This window comes from Halorientalis brevis (assembly GCF_042678165.1).
GTDB lineage: Archaea > Halobacteriota > Halobacteria > Halobacteriales > Haloarculaceae > Halorientalis > Halorientalis brevis.
In genome coordinates this window covers 39826-64619 of the sequence record NZ_JBHUDJ010000001.1, presented here as the reverse complement: position 1 = coordinate 64619, position 24794 = coordinate 39826, and the positions used below count along the sequence as shown (strand labels likewise).

Sequence of the window (24794 nt, the reverse complement as noted above, 5' to 3'; positions counted from 1 at the left end):
CGACAGGATTGCGAGCATATGTGTGTCATCGCGGAGTTCACGCTTCCGCACCGGGCGTTTGCGCTCGCCGAAACGTTTTCGCAGGTACCGGGCTTGGTACTGGAAGCCGAACGGACGGTCGCACACGCGTCCGGCAGTTCGATCCCGTTCCTCTGGGCGGTCGGGACGGCGATCGACGTCGAGCGAGAACTCGACGCCGATCCGACGACCCGCCGCGTCGCGTGTCGGGCGACGTCCGGGTCCGGTGCGCTCTACGAGATCGAGTGGGTTCCCGCGGTCGAACGCCGCATCGGGACGCTCATCGATGCGGACGTCACGGTGCTGACGCTGGTCGGCCGTGCGACCGGGTGGACCTTCAGGGTCCGAGCCACCGACCACGAGACGCTGGCGGCCTACCGGAATCGACTCCGCGAAGCGACCTGCTCGGTGACGCTCGACCGGCTCCGCACGCCCGAGTCGCCGGTCGCCGACGGCCAGTTTCTGCTCACGGACAAACAGCGCGAGGCGCTCGTCGCCGCCCAGCAGCTCGGGTACTTCGACGTTCCTCGCGAGACGACGCTGTCCGAACTGGCCGACGAACTCGGCATCTCACAGCAAGCGCTGTCGAAACGGCTGAGACGCGCACAGCAGACGATCACGCGCGAAACGCTCGCTGGTGGACGAAAACAGCAGCAACCGGCATCGATCGGTCGGTAACGCCGCGCGGGCGCGACCGACCAGTCGTCGGCGATCGGTTCTGGCTCCGTCGTGTCACACGCGCCGGATTCTACCCGCTCAGCACTCCGACCAGCCGCAGGACTCGCAGTGCTTGCAGCCTTCGGAGTAGTACAGCGTCATCGCACCACACTCGGGACACTCCGGGCTCTCGCCGCTGGCGATGAGGTCCTGGGTGGCGTCTTCTTTGGCGCCGGCACCGCCGGCACTCGCTGTCGCACCGCCGGGACCGCCGTCGGGTTCGGGCGCGCCGGAGCCGGTGTTCGTCGCGGCGTCGGCGTTCGGGTCTTCGGCGACCTCGGTCGCGGTCTCGTCGAGAGTCTGTTGCTTGGGGTAGGGCTTGTCGACCTCGTCGTCGAGGTAGCGGCGCATCGCCGTACCGATGGCGTCCGGGATGGACTGGATCTGCTCGCCCTTGTCCCAGGCGACTTTCGGCGATCGGGTGCCCTGGAGTTCGTCGACGATCTCGACCGGATCGACGCCCGAGCGGAGCGCCGTCGAGATGACCTTCGCCAGCGCCTCGGTGAAGGAGTTGGTGAAGCCGCCGGAGTGACCGATGTTCGCGAACAGCTCGAACGGCTCGCCCGTCGCGGGGTCCTCGTTGATGGTGACGTACACCTTGCCGTAGCCGGTGTCGATGCGCTGGGAGACGCCCCGGAGTGCGGCCGGTCGCGAGCGCTTCTCGGCGTACTTGGCCGCCTCGAAGTCGAACAGGTCCTCGACCTCGGTGTCGACCTCGGCCCGGACGCCCTCGTGTTCGAGGAACTCCTCGAAGCTGCCGAAGATGTCCTCGATCTGCTCGGTGAGGACCTCGGCGGCCTCGTCTTCGTCCATCTCGGAGAACTCGGCGTTGTCGGCGCGCGTCGTCAGCACCTGCTTCGAGCGGGTGCCGTCGCGGTAGTAGGTGACGCCTTTGCCGCCGTGTTCGTAGATGTACTCGAACACGTCCGCGGCGTCCTCGACCGAGGAGTCGTTGGGCGCGTTGACCGTCTTCGAGATGGCCGAGTCGACGCCCTCCTGGCAGGCACACTGGATGGCTGCGTGCTGCTTGGCCGTGAGGTCGCCGGTCGTGACGAACAGTTCGCCGATGGCGTCCGGCACCGTTTCGAGGCCTTCCAGGCCGTCGAACTCGTTGTTGGCCATCTGCTCCTGGGCCTCTTCCTTGACGGCCTCGACGTCTAAGTCGTTGGCCTCCAGCGTCCGGAGGAAGTAGTCGTCGAACTCGACGAGCATCTCGTCGCCCTGGACGTCGTCGGAGACGTTCTTGTAGTAGGCGACGTTGTAGATGGGCTCACAGCCGCCGGTGGTGTTGCCGACCATCGAGGTCGTGCCGGTCGGTGCGATGGTGGTCGTGTTGTGGTTGCGGACCGGGAAGCCGTCCGCCCAGTCGTCGGCGTCCAGGCCGGTCTGTTTCTCGAACCACTCGCGGTACTCCGTGGGGTCGGCGTACTTCGAGTTGTCCCACTCGTCGAAGACGTCGCGCTCTTCGGCGAGTTCGTGGGACGCCCACTTCGAGCCGTGGTTGATGTGGGTCATGACCTGCCGGGCGACCTCGTTGGAGGCCTCGCTGCCGTACTCCATGCCGAGCTGGATGTACAGCTGCGCCAGACCCATGATGCCCAGGCCGATCTTGCGCATCTCGCGGACCTTCTGTTCGATCTTGGGCACCGGGAAGTCCGACATGGTGACGACGTTCTCGAGGAAGCGCGTCCCCATCTCGATGCGGTGGTCGAACTCCTCGAAGTCGATGGCCTCCTCCAAGAAGGCGTCGACGGCGGCCTCGATGGAGTCGTACTCGTCGCCGTGCTCGTCGTACCAGACGCGCCAGTCCGGCCCCTCCTGAGCGGCGAGCGTCGAGAGGTTGATGTGACCGAGGTTGCAGGCCTCGTACTCTTCGAGGGGCTGCTCGCCACAGGGGTTCGTCGCGAGGATCTGGTGGTCCGGGTGCTTCTCCACGTCGAAGGAGTGCTGTTTGTTGATGCGTTCGAGGAAGACGATGCCCGGTTCGCCGTTCTCGTGGGCGCCCTCGACGATACGCTGCCAGACCTCGTTGGCGGGGACCGAGAGGACCTCGCCGACCTCGACGTACTCGCCGAGGTCGAACATCTCGTACAGTTCCTTGGTCTCCTCGGTGGCGACGTGGGGCTCCTCGGTGCGCGGGTTGGTGAACGTGAACTCCTCGTCGTTCTGGACTGCTTCCATGAACCGGTCGGTGACGCCGACCGAGATGTTGAAGTTCGAGAGGTGGCCCTCGACGGCGTTGCGGAGGTGCTTGGGCACCTTGCCGTCGTCGTCGATGAGTTCGCGGGCCTCGTCCAGGGCGTCCGCGAAGGACGTGTGGGTGTAGTCGTCGGGGTCGTTGAGGCGCAGCGAGTGTGCGAGCGAGACGTCCTTGTTCTTGGCGTGGATGAACTGGATGACGTCCGGGTGGGAGACGCGCATGACGCCCATCTGGGCGCCCCGACGAGCGCCACCCTGTGCGATCGTCTCACACATCTGATCGTACGTCCGCATGAAGGTGATCGGCCCGGAGGCGATGCCACCGGTCGAGCCGACGGCGTCGCCGTACGGGCGCAGCTTCCAGAAGGCGTACCCCATCCCACCGCCGCTCTGGAACACCTGCGCGGCCTCCTTGGCGGTCTGGTGAATGTCGTCGATGTCGTCGGCCGGGGAGTCGACGAAACAGGCCGACAGCTGCTGTAGTTCGTCGCCCGCGTTCATGAGCGTCGGCGAATTTGGCATGAAAGCGAGGCGCTCCATCAGGTTCTGGAACTCCTCGGCGGTGTCCTCGACGTGTTCCTTGATGTCCGCGGGGAGTTCGGGGACCAGCGTGTCGTAGGCGAACTTGTTGACGTTGTAGATAGAGAGCGTCGTCTCTGCGTCGTCGTCCGCGGCGACGCCCTTGCCGAACACTTCCGCGGCGAGCTCGTCGCGGCGCGGGTGGTCGGGCTTGAGCTGGTCGGGCGTGACCGTGATCTGTTCGTCCCGTTTGTCGGCTTCGTAGACCGCCTCGGCGAGGGCGATGTTCTTCGCGACGCGGTCGAACAGATCCTCCTGTTCTTCGATGAGATTGCCGTCCGCGTTCTTCCGCAGATAGCGCGCGGGCAGAATGTTGTGATAGGCGTTCCCCGTCAATCGCTCTTCGAGCGTGTCCCCCTCCGTCCGCTTGATCGGGAGTGTTACTTCGTCGACCGTCAGTTCGTTCCGACTCATAGTGGCTCCTCCGTTGCTGCCTGGCGTACGATACTCTGGTGATATGTGGGCCTCAGACCTGTCATCTCTGGCGGAATTCGTGTACTCATTGATCGCTAAATAACCCTTCTCTTTGGGTTGCTCTACCGGCTCGACACAGTTGTCACTGTTCTGTAAGTCCGTACTCGCAAATGGCCATCTGCGGGCCTGTTGTCTACGCTGGATAGCAACGTGACGGCCCGTCTTAATGCCTACCAGACCGAAGTGAAAGTGAAACAACCGACGACAGAATCGACAGACGTGGCGTGGGAGTCCAGTGGAAATCGTCGGGGGTTCGACCGCGATTTGTGCGCCCGCGACGACAGGTCCGACTCGTCGTGCGCCGATGGCGACTGAACGTCTCAAAACCCGTAGACGTCGCAGGGATTGCGGCGGTCGAGGCGCCGACTGTCGGCGGGCGAGCGATCGACTTCGCGACCCGAGAGAAGGAGCGCTTCGACGGCGCGGTTCGCTCGGCCAGCAGCGTTTATGTCCCAAGACTACCACATTCGAGTATGGTCGCGTTGCAACTCAGCCAGATGCTCTCGATGCCGGAACTCGTCGTGGGGCTGGTCGCCCTCGTCGGCGTCGTCATGCTCGTCCGATTCCTGATCGGCCTGGCTATCAAGGTCGCCATCGTCGGGCTGGTCGTTCTCGGGACGATGCTGGTGCTGAATCAGGTTCTCGGTCTCGGACTGCCCGGGATCGAAACGCTGCTGGCCGCCGGCTGATCGCGCGCGCCGGCTCAGACGGCGTCGACGAAGTTCGCGATGACGTCGTGACCGACGGCCGTCAGGACCGACTCGGGATGGAACTGCACGCACTCGATCGGATACTCGCGATGGCGGACGCCCATCACGAGGTCGTTCCCGTCGCTCTCGCAGGTGGCGCTCACCTCGTAACAGTCCGGAACGCGCGTCGCGACGAGCGAGTGATAGCGTCCGGCCTGGAAGCCCTGGTCCAGTCCCGCGAAGACGCCCTCGCCGTCGTGCTGGATGGCGAATGCCTTCCCGTGGACTGGCTCGGGCGCACGCCCGACCTCCCCGCCGTAGGCGTACACTGCGGCCTCCAGGCCGAGACAGACGCCGAGCGTCGGGATTTCGGGACTCAGTTCGTCGAGGACGTCCATCGTCACGCCCACGTCGCGGCTGTTTTTCGGATGGCCGGGGCCGGGGCTGATGATGATCGCGTCGGGGTCGACCTCGCGAACGTCGGCGAGCGAGGCCGTGTTCCGGAGGACTTCGGTCTCGGCGTGCTCGCTCGTGTACTCGACGAGGTTGTAGGTGAACGAGTCGAAGTTGTCGACGAACAGCACTCGTTTCTCCTCGCTGTCGGTCGCGGCGTCGGTGACGTGGGCGGTCATCGCTGCACCTCCTCGGCACCGGCCGCCCGATCCGGGGCGGGTTCGCTGTCGGCGCTCACGTCCACGTCGGCGATGCGGTCCAGCGCCGTGAGGACGCCGTTCATCTTCTTCTCCGTCTCGAAGTACTCGCTCGCGGGGTCGCTGTCGGCGACGATCCCCGCGCCGGCCTGGACCGTGATGCGGTCCGCGTCGCCGGCCAGGTCGTCGGTGTAGGGGCCGTCTCCGCTCTCGACCGTCGCCGTTCGGATGACGATGGCGAAGTCGGCGTCGCCGGTCCAGGAGTAGTAGCCCACGCCGCCGCCGTACAGACCGCGGGGCGAGCGTTCCAGGTCGTCGATGATCTCCATCGCCCTGATCTTCGGTGCGCCCGAGAGCGTTCCCGCCGGGAACGACGCCCGCGTCGCGTCGAACGGGTCCGAGTCGGCGGCCAGCGAGCCCGTGACGGTGGACTCGATGTGCTGGACGTGCGAGTACTTCAGCACGTTCATGAACTCCTCGACGCGGACGCTCCCCGGTTCGGATACGCGCCGCACGTCGTTGCGTGCGAGGTCGACCAGCATCGTGTGTTCGGCGCGTTCCTTCCCGTCTGCGAGCATCTCGCCGGCCAGCCGGCGGTCCTCGACCGGGCTCGATCCGCGGTCGCAGGTGCCCGCGATGGGGTTGGACATCACGTCCCGCCCGCGCACGGAGATGAGCGTCTCCGGACTCGCTCCGACGACCGTCATCCCGTCGTATCCCAGGAGGTACATGTACGGCGAGGGGTTGACCGCGCGCAGCGCCTCGTAGAACCCGAGCGGATCGACGTCGCCGTACAGCTCGCGTTTCCGGGAGATGACGCCCTGGTAGATGTCGCCGTCGAGGACGTGCTCTTTGGCGGTGCGGACGGCGTCCTCGTACTCCTCGCGCGGGCCGGCCGTGTCGCGCTCGTGGGCGAAGCCGCCTGTCTCGACGCGCACGTCTCCTGCGAGAAGGTCGGCGACGCGGTCCGCTTCCGCACGCAGTTCGTCGTACCGGTCGCCGGCGTCCTCGCCCGGCGTCAGGAGGGGCGTGAACACGAGCGAGACGGTGTCGTCGATGTCGTCGAAGACGAGCGTCCTGGTGTTCAGGACGAACTGAGCGTCCGGAAATCGGGAGTCCGGGTGGTCGAGGCCGACCTCGTCGAGCCAGAGGTCGTACACGGCGTCGTAGGAGAGAAAGCCCACGAGTCCGCCGTCGAGGTGCTGGCGGTCCTCGCCGTTGAACCCCCGGAGCGTCGCGTCCGGGAGCGCCCCGCGCAGACTGTCGACGGTGTCGCCGTCTCGGTCCGGCGTCACGTAATCGGCGTAGCGGTCGTCGAACGTCTCGACCGTGGTCTCGTCGGCGTCGACCGTCACGACGGCCTCGGGGTCGTACCCGACGAACGAGTAGCGGGCGTGGCGTTCCTCCATCGAGGGTGCGAACGCTCCGTCGGGGTCGCTGGAGGCGACCTTCTCGGCGCTTTCCAGCAGGAACGCGTAGGGAGCGGGGTCGGCCTCGGCTGTGCGCCCGGTCAGCGCGGCGTACGCCGAGAGCGGTTCGACGTCCACGTCGAGGTCCGCGGCGACGCGCACGACGGCCGGTCGCTCGCCTTCGCTTCGTGCCTCGTCTCCCAGCTCGACGAACTCCTCGCGCGACGTGTCCATCATGCTTCCACCCGGGCGCGCGTGGCCCGCTCGACGAACGCCTGTACTGCCGCCTGGTCTTTCACGCCGCCCTCCTGCTCAACCCCGCTCGCCACGTCCACTGCGAACGGTTCGACCGTCTCGACTGCCGCGGCGACGTTGTCCGGCGTCAGCCCTCCCGCCAGCACGACAGGCACGTCGAGGTCGGTGACGAGTTCGCGCGTGCGATCCCAGTCGTGCGTCTCGCCCGTCCCGCCACCGCCCTGTTCGTCCACGGAGTCGACGAGCAGTGCGTCGGCCGCCGCGGCGTACGCCTCGATCGAGTCGCTCTCAGCGTCGATCGCTGCAATCACCTTCGAGGGCACGTCCCGCCCGACCGCAGCGATCTCGTCTGGGTCGAGGGTGCCGTGGAGCTGGACGGCGTCGGGCTCGACGGCTTCGACCAGTTCGACAGCGCGCGCGACCGTCTCGGGCATGGTGACCAGAACGCCCGTGACGAACGGCGGGACAGCAGCGATCAGGTCCGCTGCGCGGTCGACCGAGACCTCTCGCGGCGTGTCGACCGACACGGCCGCGGTGACTCCGACCGCGTCCGCGCCCGCGTCCACGACCGCGTCGAGGTCCGTCTCGCGCGTGATCCCACAGATCTTCGTCCGCGTCATGCCTGCCCCGAACACAACTCGGCGAGCTGCTCGGCGGCGCTCCCGGAGTCGATCGCCTGCTGCGCGACCTCGACGCCCTCGCGATGCGAGTCCGCCTCGCCGGAGAGGTAGATCGCCGCCCCGGCGTTCGCGAGGATGATGTCCTGTTTCGGCCCGTTCACGTCGCCCTCGACGATCCCACGGAGGTCGGCCGCGTTCTCCTCGGGCGTGCCGCCCGCGACGGCCTCGATGCTGGCCCGTTCGAGGTTCAGATCCGCCGGTTCGATGGTGTACTCTTCGACGTCGGTCCCCTGGACTTCCGCGACGGTCGTCTCGTCGTGGATAGTGATCTCGTCCAGTCCGGAGCCGTGGACGACCATGGCGTGCTCGACGGGCATGTGTTTCAGCGCGTTGGCGATGAGCGGCACCAGGTCGGGGTCGTACACGCCGAGTACCTGCGCGTCTGCGCCCGCGGGGTTCGTCAGCGGCCCGAGAATGTTGAAGATGGTCCGCATGCCGAGCTCCTTCCGCGGCCCGATGACCGCCTTCATCGCCGGGTGGAACACCGGCGCGAGCATGAACCCGATCCCGCTGCTCTCGATCGCGTCCTCGACTGCCGGCGGTTCGGCCTCGACGTTGACGCCGGCGACTTCCAGGACGTCCGCGCTCCCGGACGACGAGGACACCGAGTAGTTGCCGTGCTTGGCGATGGGAACCCCTGCCCCGCTGGCGACGATGGCGCTCGTCGTCGAGACGTTGATCGTGTTGTAGTCGTCGCCACCGGTGCCGCAGGTGTCCACCAGCGGCGTCCGCTCCGGTTCGATTGTTCGTGCAGCTGCGCGCATCCCCTGTGCGAACCCGGCGATCTCGGTCTCGGTCTCGCCTTTGGCTCGCAGCGCCGACAGCAGCGCCCCGATCTGTGCCTCCGTCGCCCCCTCGAAGACGAGCGTCGCCGCCTCCCGCGCCTCTTCGAGCGTGAGATCCTCGCCCTCTGTCACTCGTTCTATGTAGTCCTGCATTGTGGTCACCAATGAACTAGTCTGTGTTACGATGTACAAATCCGTACATCAACTTAATCCCTTCGGACCACCTTTTTTCATGGGGGCATCGCGCTCGCCGCAGGCGAGCGCTCAACCCCCATCAAAAAATCTGGACCAAAAAAGCGCGAGCGACAAAGTCGCTCGCGTACAAACAAACCCGCAATTCCTGACTACACCTCTTCCATGGTCCTGATTGGCAGACGGCACGCCGATGACGAATCCGAAACCTTCAATTACCACTGCCGATTACGCTTGAGTGCAAGCAGCAAGGGTTCGTGGTCTAGACTGGTTACGACACCTCCTTGACATGGAGGAGGCCGACGGTTCAAATCCGTCCGAACCCATCTCGTAATTTTCTTTACATTTCCAGCCCGTTAGATGGGGAGTTGTTATTCGAGGCTATTGGCCTCCTCACTGGGTTCTACAGTTGTTCCCGGTGCATCAGGATAGTGTGTGCGGCAGACAGTTGTCAGATTTCGTAGTACGTGAGCATCTGCTGGTGGCTTATCCCATGCGGCAAATGCCCTCACTGGGACTTTGTGATGGACTTCGAGTCCGCGACCAAATCGGCGAACGTGTTCTTCGTCACTGATTCCACACACTGTACATTGGTAACTATCACGTTCGAGTGCTTTCTCCCGTTGTTTAAACCAGGTCGTCGAATAGTATCCCTCCGTCTCAGTTTGATATCCGTTACCCCAGCAGGCCATCGAGCAATACTGGGTGTCCAGCGACGCTCGCCGTTCGAACGTTTCCTCACATGATGGACATGTCATTTGGATCTGTCTACTACGCTGTCCGTTTGCACAGTCGTTCGAACAGTATTCGCCATCGCGAACCGAGGGATAATATCGAAACGGATCACCGCACTCCGCACAATGAGTCCGTTTCAGTGATCCCCCATCCGTGATGCCGTGACGACCCAACCAATGGCAGATTGTGGTTTTTGCGACATCACATTCCGCAGCGATATCATCTTGATGGCGACCCTCACTTACATACTGGTCGTAAAGCCAGTCACGTTTCTTGTACCGAGGTTTACGGCTGATTTCGTGTCTATCGAGCCATCGTCTGATCGTGCTTGGAGAGACACCACATGATTCCGCGATCTCGTTCGAGGAACGTCGACGTTCGATATATTGTTCGGCGAGCCACTCACGGCGAGTATACAGTGGTTCACGTTCAATATCGTGACGTTCGAGCCACCGCCTTATCGTCACAGATGTAACATCACAAAGATTTGCGATCTCCTCTAACGTCTTTCCTTGTTCCACATACTGCTCTAAGAGGAACTCGGGATTGCGATACCGACGATTGGTACCACCATCACAAACGATGCGTGAGTCAAAGTTTTGCCTCTCAAGATTCTTTCTCGACATGCTTCTCAGACCCGAGAAGCGCGGTCGCCTGTGCCAGCAGGCGGCCACTTTCTCGTGACCCCAGGACCACACTCCTCACCTTTTCGTACGTAAAGTCACGCAAAGGATTTTACTATATGTCTACTGCAATAGTAAACAATCAATCAGTGAACCCAAACCGGTAAAACGGATTGCGCTCATCGGTGAGAACGTAACAGTGCCGGTTGACCTCACGGCTGCCGACGACGCAATTCTCGATCTCTTAGCCGAGGGGCGGTGTACAGTCGGGTATCTTGCTGACGAGACGACCTACTCCCGTCAGCACATTCACAACCGGCTCAACGTTCTTCTCGCAGCTGATTACGTGCAGAAATTTCACGACCCAACAGGGCTCTACGAACTCCGCGACGATCCTCGGTGATTCCGATATTGTCCTGGTCGCAACTGGTCACGCAGTCCCTTCCTCGGTCGTTCCCGACGACGACAGCGGCACGTACTCGCCGCCCAGCAGCGCCCGTTCGAGCGAGAGGACGCCGGGACCGCTCAGCACGAGCGAAACCGACGCGAGTGCGAGCAGCAACGTGAACTCGTAGCCCCCGTCCGAGACGGCGAAGCCGTTGGGGAGGTGGACGAGCAGCGTGGCGACGACCATGTCGCCCGCGATGAACACGGCCGCGTACCGGACGAACAGGCCGACGAGCAACAGCACACCACCCACCAGCTCGACCAGCGTCACGAACCAGGCCGTCACGAGGGCGAGCGGAACCCCGAGCGACGCGAGGAACCCGGCGAACCCGGCGACGCCGTCGGGGGATGCGAGGGGTCCTACGCCGAGTTTCCCCAGCCCGTGGATGGTCATGATCGTCCCGATACCGATGCGGAGGGGCAGCGGCACCCACGACGAACGAGTAGATAGCATCGTACACGCGCGAATCGGTCAGACGGAGCAACGGTGTTTCGGCGACGTAGTGTCGATTAGTAGCACAGTCGCTGCGACCAATCCATCGGATGGCTATCGGTGCGTCCCCAGCGGGACCTGGCGGTTGGCGGGAACAGAGTCTCGACTGATCGTGGACTGAAAGGATAAGAAGACGAACGGAACCACCCGCGGAAGCAGCGTCACTCTTCTGCGACGGGCGACACTGTCGCCTGCTCGGCGGCCGAGGGGCCGGCGAGCCGACGTTCGAGTTCGTCGAGATGGTCCGTGATGCTGTAGACGTCGTCACCAGTCGTGCACGGGGCGACCTGTTCGAGTTCGCTGCCGTGGTACTCGGCGAGCCCCATCTTCGGGAGCACGATCTTGGTATGGTCCTCGCCGGTGATCGACGAGGACTGCTCGTGGGTCTGGTAGAACGACTCCAGCGTGGTGTTCTCGGCTAGCGCCCACTGCTTGAATTCCGCGATCCGGTTCAGGATGAACTGCCCCTGGTCCGTGTCCGCGGCTCTGGTCGTCGGGTCGATCTGTTTGCCCCAAACCTTCACGTAGAAGTCGTCGATGTGGCCCTCGTCCTCGAGGCGCTGGAGGCGTTCGAGAACCGCTTCCTGACGGGCCCGTGCACCAGATGGTGACAGTGTCCGTACGTAAAGTTCGAGACGAATCGAATCGGAGTTCGTAGTTGCTTCCATGGGTTTCCCCTCCCATCAGTAGATGGTCGCTGATCTCCCTAAAGCGTTGCTTTAATAGATATAATACCACATAGGACCCCTTTCACTGATATAATGTCACGCAGGCCGCGAAAACTCGCTACAATGTAAGAACTCTACCTGGAATAAATAAACATACCGATCCGACAGAACGAGTACGGAAACCAACTTATGTTTCTGCAGTTGACTGTTCGGAATCTCTGGACGTTGGTTGATCGAGGAGTTGCTGGAGAGTTTCGTGTGTGCCGACGACCATGGCGGGGACGACGAGCATGAAGATGTGTTCCTCGATGGGGATGCCCAGCAGTTCGATCCCCGTCCGTAGCGGAATGACGAAGACGCCGACTTCGAGGGTGTACCAGTCCCAGAGGTACGCGAAGGGGTAGAGGACGGCAGTCGTTCGGAGCGCCTCCCTGGCAACGCCGGCGTACGTCACCAGGACGATGGCGACGGTTCCCCAGAGCAGTTCAGTCACCAGGTAGGTGTACCGACCGAAGACGGTGATGTCCGGAAGCACAGGCAGAATACGGGCTCTGGCTGGAAATTGGTACCGCTAAGTTTGATTACCCCCCGCGACCAAGCCACGAGGAGAGATTACGATGGATATTGCCGAGATCGCGACAAGTGATTTTATAGAAGTTGATACCGGCGAGCGACTGGCGAAAGTCCGCTCTATCTTCGAGCGCAAGAACCCCCGAGGCATCATCGTCACGGACGACGGCGAGTACGCCGGCGTCATCGGGAAGCGCCAGCTCGTCCAGTCGCACGTCAACGACGACATGAAAGCCGAGTCGATGCTCGTCTCGGCGCCGAACGTCGAGCGCACCGACGACGTGCGCGAGGTCGCCCGCGTCCTCGTCGAGGGCGGGACGAAGATCGCACCGGTGTTCGAGGCCGGCGATCTGTGGGGAATCGTCACGACGAACGAGATTCTCGACGCCGTCCTCGAAAACCTGGACGCCATCGACGTCGAAGACATCTACACGGAGAGCGTCATCACCGTCGAGGAGGACACGCACATCGGGCAGGCCATCAACCTCCTGCGCGAACACAGCATCTCGCGCGTACCGGTCCTGAACGAAGACGGGAACCTCTCCGGGATGACGACGACCCACGACATCGTCGACATCGTCGTCCGCGACGTGGACAAAGCCACCACCGGCGACCGCGCCGGTGACATCGAGCGCATCCTCGACATCCCGGTCTACGACGTGATGTCCAGTCCCGTCTCGACGACGACGCTGGCCGAGTCAGTCAAGACCGCCGTCGAGCGGATGCTCGAGAACGACTTCAACGGACTGGTCGTGACCCCCGAGGACAACGACAGTGAGGTCGTCGGCATCCTCACCAAGACCGACGTGCTCCGGGCGCTCACGTACACCGAGGAAGAGCACATGGACGTCCAGATCACGAACATCAACCTCCTGGACACGATCGTCCGCGAGGACATCCGGACGGACATCGAGGAGGTCGTCGACAAGTACCAGGACATGCAGGTCCGCCACTCGCACGTCCGGTTCCACGAGCACAAGGAGAAACTCCGCGGGACCCCGCTCATCCAGTGTCAGATCCGCCTCCGGACGACCGAGGGCCAGATCGCCGGCTCTGGCGAGGGCTACGGCGCCGAACAGGCGTTCAACGTCGCGCTCGACAAACTCGAACGGAACGTCCTCGAACTGAAGAACGTCCGCTCCGACGAGGAGTACCGCGGTCAGCTACTGCGCAAACTCGCCCAGCTATAGGACACACGGCCGAGCGCGTGCGGGTTCCACCGTCGACTTGGTGGCTCCCGCTTCCACTATTGTCTCTATATAGTGATCTGTCAGTTATTGCTTCTCAATTCCCGAATAGAGGGTTGATAATAGAAATTTACGTTCGATAACTGGCGGAATACGTTTAACTCGATGTGTCTTCGCTCTCCGAACAATGGGGCCCAACGGTGACGCCGGTGAGTGGCTAGCAAAATTCGACAGGATACTTCCCGTGTCGGTCCGGGAGAGTTACTTCCGGAAGTTCCTCTTCGGTCTCGGATGTGTTGCACTGCTCACGTGTCTCATCGGCTTGTACACCTACGTGGCGGTCGGACAGGCCGTCACGACGGACACGAACGCCGAGTTACAGACGGTCGCGAGTTCGAAGGCGACCCAACTCGAGCAGTGGCATACGCAGCGCGAACTCCTCACGCGCATGCTGTCGCGGTCCGGCGACCTGTCGGACGGTGACGTCTCCACGATCAGTCCCTTACTCGACGCCAAGAAGGCGCATTTTCCGTCCGACATCCACAACATCCACTACGTCAACGAGAGTTCCGACACGATCCTCGCGTCCACGTCACCGATCCTCGAAGGGCAGACCGTCGAGGACGCGGCAGCCCCGTGGGCTGGTGAATCGCTGACGTTTATAAACGAATCGTCGGTGCTGGTCAGCGAGCCCTACGCCGGCGGGAGCGGCCAGCCCGTCATCGCGTTCATCAGCCCGGTGCCGCAGTCCGGTGACCGTGTCATCGTCATCACCGTCTCGCTCCGGGCGGTGGCGGACACCCTGGAGACGTCCGTCCAGGACGGGCGGACGATGGTCGTCAACGGCGACAACACGGTCGTCTTCGACCAGGCGGGGACGGCGACCATGGACGCGTACGGCAACGGGACCGAACCCCCGGTGACCGTCGTCCGGGGGCTCAACCGGACGACCGGCGTCGCGACGCAGGGGACGAACGCGACGGCCAACGGGACCCTCGTCGCGTACGCACCGGTGAACAAGTCGAGTTGGGCGCTGCTCGTCCGGGCGCCGACGGGCAGCGCCTACGCGCTGCGCTCGCTCGTCACCACGCATCTGGGCGTCTTGCTCGGCGTGATGTTGCTCGGACTGACGCTCATCGGGCTGACGCTCGGGCGTAATACCGCTCGTCAACTCAGTGCCCTTGCGACGAACGCCCGGACCATCGCCAGGGGGAACGTCGACGTGGCGATCGAAGCCACCGATCGGGAGGACGAGGTCGGCGACGTCGTCGATTCGTTCCAGGAGACCCAGTCGTACCTCTCGACGGTCTCCCAGCAGGCCGAAGCGCTCGCGAGACAGGAGTTCGACGCGCCCGTCATCGACGAGGACGTCCCGGGTGGGCTCGGGCAGTCGCTGTCGACGATGGCGACCGATCTCGAAACGCTCATCGACGACCTCGAAGCCGCTCACGAGAACGCAGCCCAGTCCCGCGAGGAAGCGGAACGCCTCACCAGTCAACTCCAGCGGAAGGCAGACGAGTTTGCGGCCGTCATGGAGCGGGCAGCGGACGGGGACTTCACGCAGCGGCTCGACGCGGACGCCGAGAGCGAGGCGATGACCGAGATCGCCGACTCGTTCAACGCGATGCTCGCGGACCTGGAGACGACGATGGGCGACATTCAGGCGTTCGCGGCGTCGGTCGGGCACGCGAGCGACCGCGTCGTCGAGAGTGCGACCGACGTGGAAGCGGCGAGTCAGCAGGTCGCAGCCAACATCGACTCCATCGAAGACGGTGCGAGCGAGCAGTCCGACCGCCTCCAGGCGATCGCCAGCGAGATGAGCGACCTCTCGGCGACCGTCCAGGAGGTCGCTGCCTCGGCCGACGAGGCAGCGTCGGTGACCGGCGATGCGGCCGACGAGGGCGAGCGCGGGACGGCGCTGGCGACCGAGTCAGTCGAGACGCTGGATCGCATCCGGACGACCGCCGACGAGACCGTCGACGCCATCGAACAGCTCGAATCGGAGATGACGGCCATCGTCGAGGTGGTAGATCTCATCGACGACATCGCCGAGCAGACGAACGTGCTCGCGCTCAACGCGTCGATCGAGGCCGCTCGGGCCGGGGAAGCCGGCGAGGGCTTCGCCGTCGTCGCCAGCGAGGTCAAGGACCTGGCGACGGAGACGCGCGAGGCGACCGACGACATCGAGGCGCGCATCGAACGCGTCCAGCAGACGACCGACGCCACCGCGAGCGACGTCCGCGAGATGCAGACCTCGCTCGCCGACGGCATCGATACCATCGACGACGCGCTCTCCTCGCTGGAACGACTCGGTGACCACGTCCAGCGCGCGAACGAGAGCGTCCAGTCCATCAGCAGCGCGACCGACGAGCAGGCGAGTGCGAGCCAGGAAGTCGTCTCGATGGTCGAGAGCGTCACCTCGATCAGCGAGCGCACGGAGGACGACGCCGTCGGTGCGGCCGAGGCAGTGGCCCAACAGGACGCGCGGATCGACCACATCGCGGCGAGCGCCGACCAGTTGAACGCCGAAGCGAGCGATCTCACGAGCGAACTCGCCCGGTTCGAGACCGACGAGACGACGGATGCCGGTGCCGCTGGGAGTGACGTGACAGCCGGCGACGAGAAAATGCGGACGGAACCTGACCAAGAGTCGCACGCACTCTCCTCGCTCGAGGGGACGACCGACGACTGAGCCGGTTCCGACAACAGCCGGTGTCGCCCTGGGCATGACGATACTGACGATCTGATGGCCACTGACTGGCGGTGTCGTCTCTCTATACCGTTACGTCGGTCGGACGAATGGCAGCGACGCTGTTCGCTCACGGTCTCCCAGCAGTCGTCGGGGCCACGGGCTGCGCTGTGAGTCGTGGGCAGCGCGTGGCGCGGCGGAGCCGCGCCGTGAAAAACGGGATCGCTTACTGGAAGCCGATGCGGCCGCCACCGCCGCGGCGCTGCTGGGCCTCGGCACCGCCGCCCTTGAACTCGTCTTTCATGCGCTCGAAGTAGTCGCGGATGTCTTCGTCCACGGTCGGACGGACGCCCTCGAGCGCCTGGCGGAAGTGGCGCATCTCGACGACCTCTGCGTCGTCGTCCTCGCGGAGCGCCTCGATGGCCGCCTCGCGCGCGATGGATTCGAGATCGCTGCCGACGTAGCCCTCGGAAATCTCGGCGAGTTCTCGCAGGCTCACGTCGGCCGAGAGCGGCATGTCCTGGGTGTGGATGCGGAGGATCTGCTCGCGGCCCTCCACGCCCGGTTCGCCGATCATCACGAGGCGATCGAACCGACCCGAGCGGATGAGCGCCGGGTCGATCATGTCCGGCCGGTTAGTCGCGCCGATGACCATCACGTCCTCCATCTCTTCCAAGCCGTCCAGTTCCGTCAGGAGCTGGTTGACGACGCGCTCGGAGACGTTCGAGCCCACTTCGCCGCCCCGTCCAGGGGCGAGCGAGTCGAGCTCGTCGAAGAAGATGATCGTCGGTGACACCTGTCGGGCCTTCCGGAAGGTCTGCCGGATCGCCTTCTCCGATTCGCCGACCCACTTCGAGAGCAGTTGCGGGCCGCGCACCGAGATGAAGTTGGCGTCGGTCTCGTTCGCGACGGCTTTCGCCATCAGGGTCTTCCCCGTGCCGGGCGGGCCGTACAGCAGGACGCCCGAGGGTGGCGTGATGCCGAAGCGCTCGAACTTCTCTGGTTGGGTCATCGGCCACTCGACTGCCTCCTGGACCTGCTCTTTCGGCTCGTTGAGGCCGCCGACGTCGTCCCAGTCGATCTTCGGGAGTTCCACCAGCACCTCCCGCATCGCGCTCGGACTCACCTCGTTTAACGCGCCGCGGAAGTCGTCGCGCTTGATGATCATCCGGTCGATGAGGCTCGGCGGGATGTCCTCCTCGTCTAAGTCGATCTCGGGGAGGTACCGCCGGAGCGCCTTCATCGCGGCCTCTTTCGTGAGGCTCTCGATGTCGGCACCGACGAAGCCGTGGGTCTCCGTGGCGAGTTTCGAGAGGTTCACGTCGTCCGAGAGGGGCATCCCGCGGGTGTGGATCTGGAGGATCTCCTCGCGACCCACCTCGTCGGGGACGCCGATCTCGATCTCGCGGTCGAAGCGACCGGGACGACGCAGCGCGGGGTCGACGCTGTCGACGCGGTTCGTCGCCGCGATGACGATGACCTGGCCGCGGGATTCGAGGCCGTCCATCATCGTCAGGAGCTGGGCCACGACGCGGCGCTCGACCTCGCCGGTCACGTCCTCGCGCTTGGGGGCGATGGAGTCGAGTTCGTCGATGAAGATGATCGAGGGCGCCTCTTCGCTGGCGTCCTCGAAGATCTCTCTCAACTGCTGTTCTGACTCACCGTAGTACTTCGAGATGATCTCAGGGCCGGCGATGGAGAAGAAACTCGCCGACGTCTCGTTGGCGACGGCCTTCGCGAGCAGGGTCTTCCCGGTGCCGGGCGGCCCGTGGAGCAACACCCCCTGCGGTGGCTCGATGCCGAGTTTCTTGAAGATCTGGGGGTGTTTCATCGGGAGTTCGACCATCTCCCGGACCCGCTGGATCTCGTTCTGGAGGCCGCCGATGTCCTCGTAGGTGATGCCGCCGCCCGTCTTCTCGAACCCGGAAATCGGTTCTTCTCTGAGTTCCACTTCAGTGTCCTCGGTGATGAGGACGACCCCCTCCGGTTCGGTCTCGACCGCGATGAGCGGGATGGCCTGGCCGGGCGAGCGCATGAACGGGTGGTTCGTCGAGGACATCACCGGGACGATGTCGCGCTCGACGACCGGCCGCTTCAGGATCTGTCGCTTGACCATCCCAGCGGCGTCGCTGCCGAACTGCACGCTCGCTTCCTCGGGAGGCGCGAGGACGAGTTGATCTGCTTTCTGTGCTTCTGCTTTGCGGATGGTGACGCGCTCACCGATGCCCACGTCGGCATTTTGCCGCGTGAACCCGTCGATTCGGACGGTATCGGTGTTCCAGTCCTGCCGATCCGCTCGCCACACCTTCGCCGCAGTGGTGTCGCTCCCTTCGATCTCGATGATATCTCCGGGAGAGAGCTTCAGGTGGAGCAGAGTATCCGGATCAAGGCGGGCGATACCGCGACCCGAATCGTTCGGGTAGGCCTTCGCCACCTCCAGTTGGACTTCATTCATACTTGTTGCCTGTGGGGATGTGACACAGTCCGGGACGCCGGGAGATATGCTTTTTGCTACCGGTGGTCCGCTTTGATAATTGCGACGGCGACTGAGTACCACACTGCACCCACGTGGGAGGCGAGTCAGGGCTCACTCGGACGTAGTTCCCGCCGACCCACGAGCACACCGCCGAGCGACACTGCACCGACGACCGCCGTCACGCCCGCAGCAGCGAACGCACCTCGAACGCCGACCGCGGGAACCAGCGGGCCGAACGCTAGCGGCGAGAGGAACTGGCCGACGTACCCGAAGGAGGCGACGTAGGAACTGTACTGGCCCTGCCGGTCCGGCGGAGCCAGGGACTCGACCCACGCGAACGCGGAGGGAAAGACAAGCCCCAGTCCGAGCCCGAAGAGGATCACCGGCCCTGCGGCCAGCACCGGCGAGTCGGCCACCGTCGCGAGACCGAACGCCAGGCTCCAGAACGCGAAGGCAGCGAGGACGAGCGCGTGCCCGCCGACCCGCCGTTTGAGTCGGTCGTACGCGACCGCCGAGACGCCGCCCGCGGCTCCGTTCGCAGCGAGATACAGGCTGATCGAGAACGAGGAGGTGACCCCGATGCGATCGAGCAACTGCGGGTAGAAGACGACGATCCCGTACAGAAACACGTTCGCCCCGAAGTACAGCAGGTAGACGAGCAAGAGCGCGGGCGTGCGGCGGAACACGGCGAGCACCCCAGCCAGTCCGCCATCCGTCTGCGGTTCGGGCGAGCCGCCGTTGGCCTCCACTTGCCCCTCGCCACCATCGCCACGACCGGTTTCCGGAACCGTCGCGATCGCGAGCAGCCCCAGCGGCAGTGCGATCAGGTAGATGGCGAAGGGGAACTGCCAGGAGAGGGTTCCGAGCGCGCCGCCGACCAGCGGCCAGACGGCGGCGCCGGCGCTGTTGGCGCTGCTGCGGAGCCCGAGCGCGCGTTCCATCCGCTGGCCCTCGTAGAGGTCGTAGATGAGGACCGTGATGCCGGTGTAGACGAAGGCGGTGCCGACGCCGAGTACCGCCCGCGAGACGAGCAGCGGTGGCAAGGTGTCGACGACGAGGCCGGCACTGCCGCCGATCGCGTACACCACCAGGCCCCCGATAAAGGGCCGACGCGGGCCGAACCGGTCGATCACCGCTCCGGCCACGGGGCTCGTCAGCACGATGAGCGCCCCGTGGGTCGTGATGACGAGCCCGGCGAGCGACTCCGACACGTCGAGCCCGTCCTGGATCTGCGGGACGACCGGCCCGAGGATCGCGCCGGCCATCACCGTCAGCGTCGCCGAGGCGACGATCACCCACAGCGTGTACTTCGATGCCGCCGACGATTCCGTCATCGAATCGACGGTACCCGGGCCGCACCCATGACAGTACGGGGTTTCGCTGTCCGTCGTGGCCCTCGTGCGGACCGGCGGCCGTGCCACTGCGGATCGGACGCTTTTACCCGTGCAGGGCACTCTGTACGATCATGCGAACGCTCGCTTTCGACGGCCGGATGGGTGCCAGCGGCGACATGCTTCTGGGCGCGCTGCTGGCCGCCGGTGCCGACCGGGACGCCCTCGCGCCCGTCGAGGACGCCGACGCGCTGGACGTGGCCTACGAAGTCGACACTGTCGTAAAAAACGGCATCAGTGCCACGGCAGTGGACGTCGTTCTGACCGCCGAGGACGCTGACGAGTTTGCGGACGACCACGACCACTCTCACGATCATCACCACGATCACGACGAGGCTGACCACTCGCACGATCATCACCACAGTCACGGACACGACCATCACGACCACGATCACACCCACGCAGAAGGGCACGGTCCGAATCGCTCCTACGCGGAGGTCGTCGACGTCGTCGAGTCCCTCGATCTTCCGAGCGGCGTCGTGGCGGATGCGACGGCGATCTTCGAGATTCTCGGGGAGGCCGAGGCGGCGGTCCACGGCACCGACCTCGCCGAGACGCACTTCCACGAGGTCGGGGCGGACGACGCGATCGCCGACGTGGTCGGCGTCTGTCTCCTGCTGGACGACCTGGGCGTCGACCGCGTCGTGACGACGCCGCTCGCGACGGGCGGCGGCGAGACGGAGATGGCCCACGGTACCTACCCGGTGCCGACGCCCGCCGTCGTCGAGATCGCCGAGCGAGCCGACTGGAACCTGAAAGGAGGACCAGTCGACGCGGAGTTGCTGACGCCGACCGGCGCCGCCATCCTCGCACACGTCGCCGACGGCGTCGAGACGCTGCCCTCGATCCGCATCGCCTCGTCCGGCTACGGGGCAGGCGGCTACGAGTTCGCCCACCGACCGAACGTCCTGCGGGCCGTGGTGGGCGACGGCGGTGGCGACCTCCGAAAAGACGAGATCACGGTTCTAGAGACGAACCTCGACGACGCGTCCCCGGAGGTCCTTGGGGGCCTCCAGGACACCCTCGCGGACGCGGGCGCGCGAGACGTTTCCATCCTGCCGGTGACGATGAAGAAATCGCGGCCCGGTCACCTCGTGAAGGTCATCGTCCGGCCGGCCGACGCCCAGCGAGTCGCCCGCAAACTGGCCGAGGAGACGGGAACGCTAGGCGTCCGCGAGCACGGCGCCGGCCACCGCTGGATGGCCGACCGTAGCATCGAAACCGCGACGATCGAAATCGGCGGCGAGGACTTCGAAGTCGACGTGAAAGTCGCCAGCGACACCGACGGCACGGTGTTCGACGTGAGCGCCGAGTACGACGACGCGCTGGCCGTCGCGAAGAAAACGGACCTGCCAGTCCGGGAGGTCATGCGGCGGGCGGAGAACGCCGTGAGCGAGTAGGCGCTCGGTCAGGTGTCGTCGCCCTGGTGTTCGGCCAGCGCTTCTTCTATGGTCAACTCGCCGACGGCGACGCGGCGCGCGAGTTCGTCGTCGATCGTCCAGTTCGCCTCGGACAACTCGCGAGAGCGCTCCTTGATCGTCTGGAGTTCGCCGGCCGTCGGTTCGACCTCGCGGGATTCGACTTCCTCACCCTCGATCTGGGCGATGTTGACCGCGGCGAGGACGTCGCCCATTCCACGTGCGCCGGTCCCGAGGTACGGCGTCGTCCCGGTCTCGTCGACGAGTTCGACCGGCACGTCCGGGAGGTCGTCGATGATCTGTGCGCCGATCAGCCGCGCGCCGTCGCCGATCCGGACCAGGGGATTCGGGGCGTCTTCGAGTTCCGCTGCGACCACCTCTGCGGTCTGGGCAGCGGGGACGTGAAAGGCAGCGACGACCGAGTCCCCGGAGAGGACGGCGATGCCCGGTCGGTCTCCTGGGTCGATGCCGACGACGATCCGGCCGCCACCGCCCCGGAGTATCGTCAGGACTTCTTCGACGGCCCGGCGCGGGTCTTCCGGGTCGGCGCTGACTGCCGGGACGCTGGCGTCGATCGTGCTCTCCGGGCCGGTCACGAGGACCGACGCCTGGTCGGGGAGCGGATCGCCGGGCTCGACTGTGGTGAACGGGACGCCGCGGTCGCGCAGCTCGTTGACCACGCCGTGGTACACCTCGAAGTCCTCCGTGGCGACGACGATCACACCGGGCGTTCGCAGCGTGGTGACTTAGATTGTAGGAGAAGTTCTTTACCGATGTGCTTCGGTGAATCAAACATGCACGAGCAGTTCCGGAGGCCTGCCCGCCAGTTGCCGGACCGGCCGGACACGTTCTTCGCGTTCGTCGCCGGCCTGTACGCTGCCGCCCTCCTGTCGCCGTTCGTCGTCATCGGTCTCGGGGCTTGGGTCACCGGCGACGCGGGTGGTCTCTATATCGGCCTGCTGGTGGCCATCACGGTGATCACCGGTCTCTCGTCGTGGGGCGTGTCCCGCTGGCATGGACTTCCGGAGCGACTCGGCGCGACGCCACTCGCGTGGGGGCTGGCGCTGCTACCGGTCCTCGTACTAGTGGGACACTTCGCGTTCGTCGCCCACATGAACGCGGCCGGGACCGATGGGGCCGCGGTCGCTGGGTTCCTCCTCGCACTGCCGGGGATGCTCGTCGGTATCGGTTTGGTGACGATGGCGAGGAACCGGTACTCCGCAGCCCTCGTCGACGAAGACGCGGTCGAGTGCGAGTGGAAAGCCGGGTGGCCCGAGCCCCAGCGCCAGCGCATGCAGTACGCGAGCATCGCTGGGATGTTGCTCCTCGTGGGTGCCATGGCCGTCGACGCGCTCTGGAACGTCGACTGGCTGTTCACCGTCGCCCAGTTCCTGTTCGCCCCGGCGATCGTCCTCGGGAACCTCGGCCAGCAGCGCACCTACCGAGCGACGCCCGTCGGACTGGAACGACGATACCCGGCCTCCCGGTACGTCTACGGCTGGGACGACTTCGAGAGCTACGCCGTGACCGACGAGACCATCGTCGTCCGGTGGCGGGCGTGGTGGCGGCCGGCCATCCGGTGTGCCCGCGCTGACCTTGACGACGAAGACGCCGTCGTGGACGCTCTCGCGGCGCACCTCCAGCGAGCGTGAGTGAGAGGGCTTTTGTCCGGTGGTTCCCAACGCCAGGACGTGAGCGAGCCGATTCCGACCGGTTGCACGTCGATCGACGACCTCCTCGGCGGCGGGTTCGAGCGCGGTGCGGTCACCCAACTGTACGGCCCACCGGCCGCGGGCAAGACCAACCTGGCGCTCTCCGCTGCGGTTGAGACTGCCGCCGCTGGCGACAGCGCGCTGTTCATCGACACCGAGGGGCTGTCCGTCGAGCGCCTCGAACAGGTCGCCGGGGCGCGGACCGACGACATCGACGACCTGGCCTCGCGCATCATCATCTCGGACGTCCTCGACTTCGACCAGCAGGGCGAGGCCGTCCAGGACGCCGCGGAGTTCGCAGAACGGGTCGAACTGATCGTCCTCGACAGCGCGACCGGGTTCTACCGGATCAAGCGCTCCGAAGACGACGAAGCCGGCGACGCCCTCCGGACGGTCGCCCAGCAGGTGACGCATCTGCTCTCGCTGGCCCGCAAATACGACATCGCCGTCGTCATCACGAATCAGGTGTACACCGACCCGGACACCGACCGCGCCAGCCCGCTGGGCGGTCACACTCTCACGCACTGGTCGGGCGTCGTCTGCCGGATCGAGCGGTTCCGCGGCGGTAACCGCAGGGCCACGCTCGAAAAACACCAGGCCAAGCCGGCCGGGCAGACCGCCCGGTTCAAGATTACCGGTGAGGGGCTGGCGAGCGTCGAGGAATCGCCCTGAGCAGGATCGTTGTTGCGGTGGCCGCGCTCGCGTTTCATCGCGAGCGTCGGGGAAGGGCAGGCCCACCACGAGCATCCGGCGCCTGTGGCCGCCGGTTCACTCCGACGAACGAAGTGAGTCGGAGCAGTTTTTAGCGTAGCTTTTTGCGAACCGGGTGCCCGCAGGCCCAACGGGCCGAGGACACCCGGTGAAGTAAAAAGGTACTAGTAGATGAGCGCGTCGTCGTTTTCGACCATGTAGAGGGTGCGAGCGGCGATGTTGACGGCGTGGTCGCCGACGCGTTCGAGGTCGCGGATGGTCAGGAGCATGCGGGAGACTTCCTGCATGAACTGTTCGACGTCCTCGTCGTCAGTCTCGCCGTGCTCTTCCAGCTCCGTCTCGATGAGGTCCCGGACGACGAGTTCGGAGGCGCGTTCACAGCGGGTGTCGATGTCGTCGTCGCGGTCAGCGATCTCGAAGCAGATCTCGGGCTCGCGGTCGGCGTAGGCGATCATGGCGTCTTCGACCATCTCGAGCGTCTCGTCGCCGATGGCCTGGATGTCGACGTCGGGGAAGACGTCCCGGGAGGCGTCGAGGGTGTAGTCGCCGAGGTTCGTCGCCAGGTCGCCGATCCGTTCGAGGTCGGTGATGATCTTGAACGAGGCGGCGATGAAGCGCAGATCGCTCGCGACGGGCTGCTGGAGCGCCAGGAGGTCGATACAGTCCTGTTCCAGATCCAGGTACAGTTCGTTGATCTCGTGATCGCCCTCGATGACGTCCCGGGCGAGTTCGTCGTCTTTGTGTTCGAGCGCTTCCAATCCGACTCGGAACCGCTCCAGGACGACCTCACTCATGTAGAGAACGTCGTCCTGCAGATCCTCGAGTTTCTGTTGGTAATCTTTCCGCGGCATAGTGGCTCCGACACAGCCGAACTTAAATAACCTTATGTTCGCTTATAAATCACGCTGAAGGCGCTCAGTAGATGAGTGCGTCGTCGTTTTCGACCATGTAGAGAGTGTGGGCGGCGATGAGACGCCCCGAGTACCGGCATTTTGATGCAGGGCCTCGCTCGCGTTTCGTCGCGAGC

Annotated in this window: 20 protein-coding genes and 1 tRNA gene; 9 read left to right on the top strand and 12 right to left on the bottom strand. The window is 64.8% G+C overall.

The features are described from left to right. The first annotated feature begins 18 nt into the window (after positions 1-18). Entirely contained in the window at positions 19-696 is a 678-nt protein-coding gene (locus ACFR9U_RS00315) for a helix-turn-helix domain-containing protein (RefSeq protein ID WP_247377702.1), read from the top strand. Positions 697-774: 78 nt separating this feature from the next. Here ACFR9U_RS00315 and ACFR9U_RS00310 read toward each other — a convergent pair whose 3' ends face one another. Next, a complete protein-coding gene (locus ACFR9U_RS00310) occupies positions 775-3927 on the bottom strand; it encodes an adenosylcobalamin-dependent ribonucleoside-diphosphate reductase (protein ID WP_247377700.1) in 3153 nt (1050 codons plus the stop codon). 533 nt (positions 3928-4460) lie between these two features. Between ACFR9U_RS00310 and ACFR9U_RS00305 the strand changes: the two genes are divergently transcribed. Further along, entirely contained in the window at positions 4461-4676 is a 216-nt protein-coding gene (locus tag ACFR9U_RS00305) for a hypothetical protein (protein WP_247377698.1), read from the top strand. Between the two features lie 14 nt (positions 4677-4690). On the opposite strand, the gene trpG is transcribed toward ACFR9U_RS00305, so the two are convergent. Genes trpG through trpD form a run of 4 tightly spaced genes read right to left on the bottom strand, consistent with a single transcriptional unit; the run spans position 4691 to position 8608 of the window. Beyond that, positions 4691-5308 carry an anthranilate synthase component II gene (gene trpG / locus ACFR9U_RS00300; protein WP_247377696.1) on the bottom strand — a complete coding sequence of 206 codons (618 nt, stop codon included), beginning with the start codon at positions 5306-5308 and terminating at the stop codon, positions 4691-4693. Further along, complete coding sequence (gene trpE / locus ACFR9U_RS00295; protein ID WP_247377693.1) at positions 5305-6972, bottom strand: anthranilate synthase component I; 1668 nt, start codon at positions 6970-6972, stop codon at positions 5305-5307. The genes trpG and trpE overlap by 4 nt, the downstream gene beginning before the upstream one ends. Continuing rightward, on the bottom strand, positions 6969-7610 hold the full coding sequence (locus ACFR9U_RS00290) for a phosphoribosylanthranilate isomerase (protein ID WP_247377690.1): 642 nt from the start codon (positions 7608-7610) through the stop codon (positions 6969-6971). Before ACFR9U_RS00290 ends, trpE begins: the two co-directional genes overlap by 4 nt. After that, entirely contained in the window at positions 7607-8608 is a 1002-nt protein-coding gene (gene trpD / locus ACFR9U_RS00285; RefSeq protein ID WP_247377688.1) for an anthranilate phosphoribosyltransferase, read from the bottom strand. Before trpD ends, ACFR9U_RS00290 begins: the two co-directional genes overlap by 4 nt. A 290-nt stretch (positions 8609-8898) precedes the next feature. Here trpD and ACFR9U_RS00280 point away from each other — a divergent pair. After that, positions 8899-8973: transfer RNA gene (locus ACFR9U_RS00280), tRNA-Val, on the top strand. Between the two features lie 1231 nt (positions 8974-10204). Next, a complete protein-coding gene (locus tag ACFR9U_RS00275; protein ID WP_247377686.1) occupies positions 10205-10408 on the top strand; it encodes a winged helix-turn-helix domain-containing protein in 204 nt (67 codons plus the stop codon). A 27-nt stretch (positions 10409-10435) separates the two neighbouring features. On the opposite strand, the gene ACFR9U_RS00270 is transcribed toward ACFR9U_RS00275, so the two are convergent. The 3 genes from ACFR9U_RS00270 to ACFR9U_RS00260 form a co-directional block, all read right to left on the bottom strand. Further along, positions 10436-10906 carry a DoxX family protein gene (locus ACFR9U_RS00270; protein ID WP_247377684.1) on the bottom strand — a complete coding sequence of 157 codons (471 nt, stop codon included), beginning with the start codon at positions 10904-10906 and terminating at the stop codon, positions 10436-10438. A 200-nt stretch (positions 10907-11106) separates the two neighbouring features. After that, on the bottom strand, positions 11107-11613 hold the full coding sequence (locus ACFR9U_RS00265; RefSeq protein ID WP_247377682.1) for an HTH domain-containing protein: 507 nt from the start codon (positions 11611-11613) through the stop codon (positions 11107-11109). 187 nt (positions 11614-11800) lie between these two features. Beyond that, positions 11801-12148 carry a lycopene cyclase domain-containing protein gene (locus ACFR9U_RS00260; protein ID WP_247377680.1) on the bottom strand — a complete coding sequence of 116 codons (348 nt, stop codon included), beginning with the start codon at positions 12146-12148 and terminating at the stop codon, positions 11801-11803. Between the two features lie 82 nt (positions 12149-12230). On the opposite strand from ACFR9U_RS00260, the gene ACFR9U_RS00255 reads away from it, so the two are divergent. Both ACFR9U_RS00255 and ACFR9U_RS00250 read left to right on the top strand, forming a co-directional pair. Further along, positions 12231-13373, top strand: a complete 1143-nt coding sequence (locus ACFR9U_RS00255; RefSeq protein WP_247377678.1) for a CBS domain-containing protein — start codon at positions 12231-12233, stop codon at positions 13371-13373. Between the two features lie 184 nt (positions 13374-13557). Next, positions 13558-16062, top strand: a complete 2505-nt coding sequence (locus tag ACFR9U_RS00250; RefSeq protein WP_247377676.1) for a methyl-accepting chemotaxis protein — start codon at positions 13558-13560, stop codon at positions 16060-16062. Between the two features lie 223 nt (positions 16063-16285). Here ACFR9U_RS00250 and ACFR9U_RS00245 read toward each other — a convergent pair whose 3' ends face one another. Then, a complete protein-coding gene (locus tag ACFR9U_RS00245; RefSeq protein ID WP_247377674.1) occupies positions 16286-18514 on the bottom strand; it encodes a CDC48 family AAA ATPase in 2229 nt (742 codons plus the stop codon). A gap of 125 nt (positions 18515-18639) precedes the next feature. Next, positions 18640-19869 carry an MFS transporter gene (locus ACFR9U_RS00240; RefSeq protein ID WP_247377672.1) on the bottom strand — a complete coding sequence of 410 codons (1230 nt, stop codon included), beginning with the start codon at positions 19867-19869 and terminating at the stop codon, positions 18640-18642. A gap of 131 nt (positions 19870-20000) precedes the next feature. Here ACFR9U_RS00240 and larC point away from each other — a divergent pair, with 131 nt between their 5' ends. Next, complete coding sequence (gene larC / locus ACFR9U_RS00235) at positions 20001-21326, top strand: nickel pincer cofactor biosynthesis protein LarC (protein WP_247377670.1); 1326 nt, start codon at positions 20001-20003, stop codon at positions 21324-21326. Between the two features lie 8 nt (positions 21327-21334). On the opposite strand, the gene ACFR9U_RS00230 is transcribed toward larC, so the two are convergent. Then, a complete protein-coding gene (locus ACFR9U_RS00230) occupies positions 21335-22066 on the bottom strand; it encodes a hypothetical protein (RefSeq protein ID WP_247377667.1) in 732 nt (243 codons plus the stop codon). A gap of 72 nt (positions 22067-22138) precedes the next feature. Between ACFR9U_RS00230 and ACFR9U_RS00225 the strand changes: the two genes are divergently transcribed. Continuing rightward, complete coding sequence (locus ACFR9U_RS00225) at positions 22139-22996, top strand: hypothetical protein (RefSeq protein ID WP_247377664.1); 858 nt, start codon at positions 22139-22141, stop codon at positions 22994-22996. A gap of 12 nt (positions 22997-23008) precedes the next feature. After that, complete coding sequence (radB, locus tag ACFR9U_RS00220; protein WP_282594288.1) at positions 23009-23728, top strand: DNA repair and recombination protein RadB; 720 nt, start codon at positions 23009-23011, stop codon at positions 23726-23728. 203 nt (positions 23729-23931) lie between these two features. Here the strand turns inward: radB and phoU are convergent, their stop codons facing one another. Further along, entirely contained in the window at positions 23932-24618 is a 687-nt protein-coding gene (gene phoU, locus ACFR9U_RS00215; protein WP_247377660.1) for a phosphate signaling complex protein PhoU, read from the bottom strand. Positions 24619-24794: the final 176 nt, after the last annotated feature.